Genomic DNA, 6907 nt, shown 5'->3' on the forward strand with positions numbered 1-6907 from the left:
TTGATTTCGGGTGGCGGGGTAAAGGTGTTATCCACCACGACTTTCACGCCGCTTTCATGCCCGATTTTGGCGATTTCTTGAATGTCCGAGAGTTCCATCGTCGGGTTTGTCATGCTCTCGAAGTAAATGACTTTGGTGTTCGGGCGTATTGCCTTCTTTACGGCAGAAAGGTCTGTCGTGTCTACGGAACTCACTTCCACACCGAATTTATCTAAGGTTTCACGGAGTACCATATCCGTACAGCCGTAGACGCATTTTCCCCGAATGATGTGGTCGCCACTGGAAAGCAGTCCGAGAAGGACGCCGCCGATGGCACCCATACCGGAAGCCGTTGCAATCGCCATCTCTCCACCCTCTAAAGCGGCATATTTCTTCTCCAGTGCGCTAATCGTGGGGTTACCGCCTCTCGTGTAGGCGAAACCGGGCTTTTCTCCGGAAAAGATGGCACTGCCTTCTTCTACCGTATCAAAGCAGAAGGTGGAGGTCTGGTAAATCGGCGTAGCCAGCGCGCCGTATGCCGGATCTTTCTCCTGTCCCGCATGAATCATTTTTGTACCGAATCCGAGTTTACTGAAATCCATTTTTTCTCCCACAATAGCCTCCTTCTGTCCTTTTCATTTCCTTAAAAAAGAGTAATAACTGCCATTAAATACTTCAAAATGGTAGTGTATTACTCTTTGTTTGAACTGTCTAATTGAGATAATGCATAGGAGAAGGCACTATTCGGAAAATCATATAAATGAAAGAACGGGCTTGAAAAGGGCACTTTTATAAATTGAAAATTTTGCAGGATAAAAAGTTTGGAGAGTTCCTGTACTTGCTTTCGGATTTTCTATTTTTATGGTAAAATTCTTTGCAACTCTTTCGGAGAGAGATGGCAAAGCGACGGAGGAAGTGTCGGGCTTACAGAAGACGATAGGAGGGTTAGGATGGAAGAAGAGAATAAGATTAAGGTAGAGGGCAATCCCAGTTATGGCGATGTGATTATTGCGGATGAAGTGATTGCCATTATTGCCGGCATTGCCGCAACGGAAGTGGAAGGTGTACACTCGATGGATGGCGGCTGGTCCGGACAGTTTGTCTCGAAACTGGGCATTAAAGATCTCGCGAGAGGCGTGAAAGTACAGATTAGGGACGGAGAAGTGAAGGTAGACCTGAGCCTCAATATGGAGTACGGCTATGCCATTCCCGAAGTATCAAAGGCTGTGCAGGACAAGGTTTCCGCAAGCATCAACAACATGACGGGGCTTGTCGTTTCTGAGGTGAATATCCGCATTTCAGGAGTGGTAAATAAAGAGAATGAATAAGAGAGAAGAAAGAGACCATAAATTTAAACTCTTGTTTTCCACCTTATTTTACCCGGAAGAGGGGAAACAGGAGCAGTTGAGCCATTATTCCTATAGCAAGGAAGAGGATGAGGATTTTTTACTTCCGGAGAAGGAAGAAGAACATCTTTCTGAAGAGGAGGAGGCATTTTTGTCTCAGGAAGTCATGAAGATTTTGGAACGGCTTCCTCATTTGGATGAGCGAATCAACGCGGTAACAGAGGGCTGGACCACCAGCCGTATGTCAAAAACAGACTTAACCGTTCTTCGTTTGGCCTTGTACGAGCTGGAGTATCAGGAAGAAACCCCGGATAAGGTGGTTTTTAACGAGGCGGTGGAGATTGCGAAGAAGTACGGGGGAGCGGATTCCGGCTCCTTTGTCAATGGTGTCCTGGCTCGTATCACCGGAAAGCAGGGTGAGGGAGAAGAGAAGGGCAAGTCTTCTAAGAGCAAATCCGGAAAGGCGGAGAAAAAGTCTTTCCATATCGTAAAATCAAAAGCTAAAGATGGTAAAGCGCCAAAGAGAGGATAGAATTCATCCCCAATCACAATTTCACTAAGGCGATTGCTTTATTTATGGGGAAAGTGTTCTCCGGGCAGAGACTTCGCTCTTTAGAACGTCTGAAGCGCATGCCTTGCGGAGAAAGTGCACTTCGGGCGGAAGCTTTACCTTGAAATGTGACGGGATATTACAGCAGCCTATGGCAAATAAAGAATATACGGTTAGTCAGGTAAATCGTTATCTGGCACGAATGATGCAGGAAGATTTCTTCCTTTCCCACATTACCGTCAGTGGGGAAATTTCCAATTTGAAAATGCATCCTTCGGGACATATTTATTTCACCTTAAAGGACCAGGCTTCGCAGCTTTCCGGCATTATGTTTGCGGGAAAGAGGGCGGGGCTTGCTTTTCCGTTGGAAAATGGAATGAAGGTGCTGTGTTCCGGCCGTATCGGTGTTTATGAGGTAGGGGGCAGCTACCAGATTTATGCGGATTCCTTCCAAAGGGCGGGACAGGGAGACCTCTATCTTCGCTTTGAGGCCTTGAAGAAGGAATTACAGGAAATGGGGCTTTTTGATGCCATGTATAAAAAGCCGATTCCCAAGTATGCCAGAAAAATCGGTATTGTTACCGCAAGCTCCGGAGCAGCGGTTCGAGACATTATCCAAATCGCAAAGCGGAGAAATCCTTTTGTGGAGCTTTTCCTCTATCCGGCCCTGGTACAGGGTGAGGGGGCAGTGGCTTCCATTTGTAAGGGGATTGCCCGTCTGGATCAGATGGGCTTGGATGTACTGATTGTAGGTCGAGGTGGCGGTTCCATAGAGGACCTTTGGGCCTTTAACGAAGATGCGGTGGCTAAGGCTATTTTCAATGCGGACACCCCCATCATTTCCGCTGTGGGACATGAAACGGATACTACCATTGCGGACTTTGTATCGGATTTGCGAGCCCCCACCCCCTCTGCTGCGGCGGAGCTTGCGGTTTTCGACTATATGCAGTTTGTGGATGATTTGGCAAGCTATACCTATACCTTCCATCAAAGGATGGAGCGGATTATTCAGAAAATGCGGCAAAGGGTTAAGGAGGAGGAGCTTCGTTTTTCTGTCCTTCACCCCAGAAATATTCTACAGGGAAAACAGCATAGACTGCTGGATTTGGAAAGTCGTTTTCAAAGGCAGATGGAGCTATGTATTCAGGAAAATAAATCGGCGCTTCTTCCCTACCGGGTATTCCCCCAATGGATGGAGCGAAAGCTTACAAATGCCAAGGACAGGATGGGAGAGTATCAGGTCTTTCCCCACAAGATGAAGGAAAAAATTCTTCTTGCGAAAAATAAAGAGGAGCGGTATCGACATTTTCCAAGGCTCATGGAAGGGAAGCTGGAAAAGAAGAAGCATCAGTTAGCCATCCTTTCCGAGCAATTCGATGCCCTTTCCCCCCTGCGTCTGCTGTCCAAGGGATTTTCCTATGTGCAAAGGGAAGACGGTAAGCGGATGAGCAGTGTGGAGCAGGTGAAAATGGGAGAGATTTTACAGATTCATTTCACGGACGGCACTGCCAAGGCCAAGGTTTTGGAAAAGCACAAGGAAGAACGGCTTGGGCCGGAGAAGTCGGAGCAATAGAGGCTTGGATTGGAAAAGCCGCAGGAATAGAGGCTTGGGCCGGAAAAGTTAAAGCAATAGTGGATATGTATGGAAAAAGCTCGCGAAATAGACTTGAGTATAAAAGCCGGAGTAATAGCAGCTTGGTATAGAATAGGAGAAACGCCTAGAGAAAGGAGACTGTATGGGAACAGAGGAAAAGAAAGTCGAAGAGCAGAAGCTGAAGAAGGCGGAGAAAGAGCAGAAGGAAAAGAAGGATTTAAACGAGATTTTTGAAAATTTAGACGGACTGTTGGAAAAGATGGAGGGCGAGGAGAGCTTGGAGAAAAGCTTTGCCATCTACCAGAAGGCGGTTTCTTTGCTGAAGGAAGCCAATGAAAGCATTGACCAGATTGAAAAGCAGGTGAAGCTTTTAGACAGCGAGCAAAAGGGTGGCTTGGATGCTTAAGGAGAATCAGGGTACCGAGATGGGAAATCAGGGTACCAAGATGGAAAATCAGGGCACCGAGATGGGGAATCATTCCGTGGAAGCGGCATTTCAAAAGAGGAGACAGGAAGTGGAGGCCATTCTGACCGCATTTTTGCCGGAGGAAAAGGGGCCTACGAAAACCGGAATAGAAGCCATGAACTACAGCCTTATGGTAGGGGGGAAACGGATTCGTCCCATCCTGCTTAGAGAGGCCTTTTTGCTTTTCGCCGGGGAAGAAAGACGGAAGCTTTTCCTGCCCTTGGCTGAGGCTTTTATGCTGGCCATGGAAATGATTCATAGCTTTTCTCTTTGCCATGATGACCTGCCTGCTATGGATAATGACAAGTATCGTAGAGGTAAGGAAGCTACCTGGTACCGTTTTACGGAGGCTCAGGGAATACTGGCAGGGGATTCCTTAAGTCTTTATGCCTTTCAATGGGTTTTGGAGGTTTTGGAGAAGGAAGGAAAAAAGGGTAATTCCGCGGAACTTCTTTTTCCTACCATGCAGGGCCTGAAGATTTTGGCGACATCCGCAGGGATAGAGGGGATGATTGGGGGACAGGTTTTAGACATTGAAAAAACCGGACAGCCTCTGACGGAGGAAGAGCTTTTCTTTATTTATCGAAAGAAAACTGCAGCCCTCCTTTCCGCTTCCTTGGAAATCGGGGCTTTACTGGGAGGGGCTAATCCGGAAGAGCAGGAGAAGCTGGCTTCCTTTGGAGAGAAAATCGGCCTGACCTTCCAGATTCGGGATGATATTTTGGATGAGATTTCCAGCTTTTCCGAGCTGGGAAAGCCTATCCACTCGGATGCGGAGCAGGCGAAAACCACGGCTCTTAGCTTTTATGGCATGGAGAAGGCGGAGGCCATGGTGGAGCAGTATACGGAAGAGGGCAGAAGCCTTTTACAGAGCCTGGATAAGAGCACTGTGGATGCGGAAGCCTTGGAGTTTCTGCTTTCCTTTAGCAAATATCTTTGTTCCAGAAGGAGCTAGAAGGATTTTCTTATAAGGAGTGATGGAGAAGGTCTATTGAAAGAGGCGATAGTTTCTCTTTGTTGAAAGAATTAGGAGATTTTTCATGATATTAGAGTCAATTCATGGGGCGGAGGATGTAAAGAGGCTGTCCCTTTCCGAACAAAAGGCCTTGGCCAAGGAGCTGAGACGCTTTATTTTGGAAAAAACCTCCATGCATGGGGGGCATTTGGCCTCCAATCTGGGGGTGGTGGAGCTGACCATTGCTCTTTTTCATAGCCTGAATCTGCCCCAGGATAAGCTGGTGTGGGACGTAGGACACCAGTGCTATACCCATAAGATTCTTTCCGGGAGAATGGATGACTTCGACGGGCTTCGGCAGCTGGGAGGAATCAGCGGTTTTCCAAAGAGAGAGGAAAGTCCCTATGATTGCTTTAATACTGGTCACAGCTCCACCTCCATTTCCGCAGCTCTGGGGATAGCCCAGGCTAGGGATATTTTGGGAGGAAAGGAAACGGTGGTGGCGGTCATTGGAGATGGAGCCCTCACCGGAGGTATGGCCTATGAAGCTTTAAACAATGCTTCGAAAATGAAGAAGAACTTCATTATCATTTTAAACGATAACGAAATGTCTATCGCCAAGAATGTGGGGGGGATTTCCACCTACCTAAACGGCATTCGTTCTCATGAGAATTACACCCATTTCAAAGAGAATTTTGCGGCAGGACTTTCCAGGGTACCTATCCTTGGACCAAGTCTTGTGGATCGTTTGAAAAATACCAAAAATTCTATTAAACAGCTTTTTGTCCGGGGCATGTTTTTTGAAAACATGGGCATCACCTATCTGGGTCCTGTGGACGGACATGATATTAAGGCCCTGGAAACGGTGTTACAGGAAGCGAAAAGGGTGGATCATGCGGTTTTGATTCATGTGGTCACCAAAAAAGGAAAGGGCTATGTGCCGGCGGAGCAGTCCCCCAGCCATTACCATGGGGTAAGTCCCTTCCATTTGTCCACCGGAAAGGATAAGGCGGAAAGTACAGGACTTAGCTATACCAAGGTCTTTTCTCAGACCATGGTGGAGGAGGGCCGGAAGAATCGGAATATTGTAGCCATTACCGCGGCTATGCCGGACGGCACCGGATTGGATGCCTTTGAAAAGGCCTTCCCCAGACGCTTTTTTGATGTGGGGATTGCGGAAGCCCACGGTGTAACCTCTGCGGCAGGGATGGCCAGCATGGGCTTAAAGCCGGTGATGGCGGTATATTCCAGCTTTTTGCAAAGAGGCTTTGACCAGCTGGTGCATGATGTGTGCCTGCAAAAGCTGCCGGTGGTTTTCGCCGTTGACCGGGCGGGACTGGTTGGGGCGGACGGCGAAACCCACCAGGGAATATTTGATCTGTCTTACCTTCGCCTCATGCCCAACATGACGGTGATGGCACCGAAAAATGCTCGGGAGTTACAGGAAATGCTCCGTTTTGCCTTAGCCTTTTCCGGCCCGATCTGTCTTCGCTATCCAAGGGGAGTGGCTTATCAGGGCTTTTCTGAGCAGCAGGAGGAAATCCTTTTGGGAAAGGCAGAGGTATTAAAAAAAGGAGAGGGGATTGCCCTTTTGGCTCTTGGCTCTATGGTGTCCACCGGAGCCCATATTGCGGAAAAGATGGAGAAGAAGGGATACAACTTAACGCTTGTGAATGCCCGCTTTGCCAAGCCTATTGATACAGAGATTTTGGACAGGCTTGTGGAAGAGGGACATCACAGCATCATTACTTTAGAGGAAAATGTACGAAACGGCGGCTTCGGTGAGGCTGTCCTGGAATATATGAATGCCTGTCATCCGGAGATAAGGGTGGAAACTGTGGCCCTTCCGGATGCCTATGTGGAGCACGGAAGCGTTTCCGCTCTTCGGGAAATCTTAGGCATTGACTCCGACAGCATTATCAGGAAAATGCAGGAGAAGGGAATTTTTAAAGCGTAAAGGAGAAAGCATGGCTGGAAAGAAGGAACGGCTGGATGTTCTTTTGGTGGAAAGAGGGCT

At 48.0% G+C, this 6907-nt stretch carries 7 protein-coding genes; 6 read left to right on the plus strand and 1 reads right to left on the minus strand.

Going from position 1 to position 6907, the window contains the following annotated elements; all coding sequences use genetic code 11:
* On the minus strand, positions 1-593 hold a 593-nt coding region (locus ACO4PX_RS07500; protein ID WP_485572156.1), incomplete at its 3' end, for a trans-sulfuration enzyme family protein.
* 336 nt (positions 594-929) lie between these two features.
* Here ACO4PX_RS07500 and ACO4PX_RS07505 point away from each other — a divergent pair.
* The 6 genes from ACO4PX_RS07505 to dxs all read left to right on the plus strand — a co-directional run bounded on the left by ACO4PX_RS07505 (position 930) and on the right by dxs (position 6847).
* Positions 930-1307 (plus strand): Asp23/Gls24 family envelope stress response protein, encoded by a 378-nt coding sequence (locus tag ACO4PX_RS07505; protein WP_485572157.1) that lies wholly within the window; start codon positions 930-932, stop codon positions 1305-1307.
* A complete protein-coding gene (gene nusB / locus ACO4PX_RS07510; protein ID WP_485554684.1) occupies positions 1300-1857 on the plus strand; it encodes a transcription antitermination factor NusB in 558 nt (185 codons plus the stop codon). Before ACO4PX_RS07505 ends, nusB begins: the two co-directional genes overlap by 8 nt.
* A 169-nt stretch (positions 1858-2026) precedes the next feature.
* Complete coding sequence (xseA, locus tag ACO4PX_RS07515) at positions 2027-3448, plus strand: exodeoxyribonuclease VII large subunit (protein WP_485572158.1); 1422 nt, start codon at positions 2027-2029, stop codon at positions 3446-3448.
* A 163-nt stretch (positions 3449-3611) separates the two neighbouring features.
* Positions 3612-3875: an exodeoxyribonuclease VII small subunit gene (locus ACO4PX_RS07520; protein ID WP_315376026.1), complete on the plus strand. Its 264-nt coding sequence runs from the start codon at positions 3612-3614 to the stop codon at positions 3873-3875.
* The gene (locus tag ACO4PX_RS07525) at positions 3868-4890 is read left to right on the plus strand and encodes a polyprenyl synthetase family protein (protein ID WP_485572159.1); all 1023 of its coding nucleotides are present in this window, start codon (positions 3868-3870) and stop codon (positions 4888-4890) included. Before ACO4PX_RS07520 ends, ACO4PX_RS07525 begins: the two co-directional genes overlap by 8 nt.
* An 85-nt stretch (positions 4891-4975) precedes the next feature.
* Complete coding sequence (gene dxs / locus ACO4PX_RS07530; RefSeq protein WP_485572160.1) at positions 4976-6847, plus strand: 1-deoxy-D-xylulose-5-phosphate synthase; 1872 nt, start codon at positions 4976-4978, stop codon at positions 6845-6847.
* Positions 6848-6907 lie beyond the last annotated feature (60 nt).

Source organism: Oribacterium sp. (genome assembly GCF_057249185.1).

Excerpts from the sequence above, each read along its gene's own strand:
- ACO4PX_RS07505 (WP_485572157.1), top strand. The coding sequence starts at position 930 with ATGGAAGAAGAGAATAAGATTAAGGTAGAGGGCAATCCCAGTTATGGC.
- nusB (WP_485554684.1), top strand. The coding sequence starts at position 1,300 with ATGAATAAGAGAGAAGAAAGAGACCATAAATTTAAACTCTTGTTTTCC.
- xseA (WP_485572158.1), top strand. The coding sequence starts at position 2,027 with ATGGCAAATAAAGAATATACGGTTAGTCAGGTAAATCGTTATCTGGCA.
- ACO4PX_RS07520 (WP_315376026.1), top strand. The coding sequence starts at position 3,612 with ATGGGAACAGAGGAAAAGAAAGTCGAAGAGCAGAAGCTGAAGAAGGCG.
- ACO4PX_RS07525 (WP_485572159.1), top strand. The coding sequence starts at position 3,868 with ATGCTTAAGGAGAATCAGGGTACCGAGATGGGAAATCAGGGTACCAAG.
- dxs (WP_485572160.1), top strand. The coding sequence starts at position 4,976 with ATGATATTAGAGTCAATTCATGGGGCGGAGGATGTAAAGAGGCTGTCC.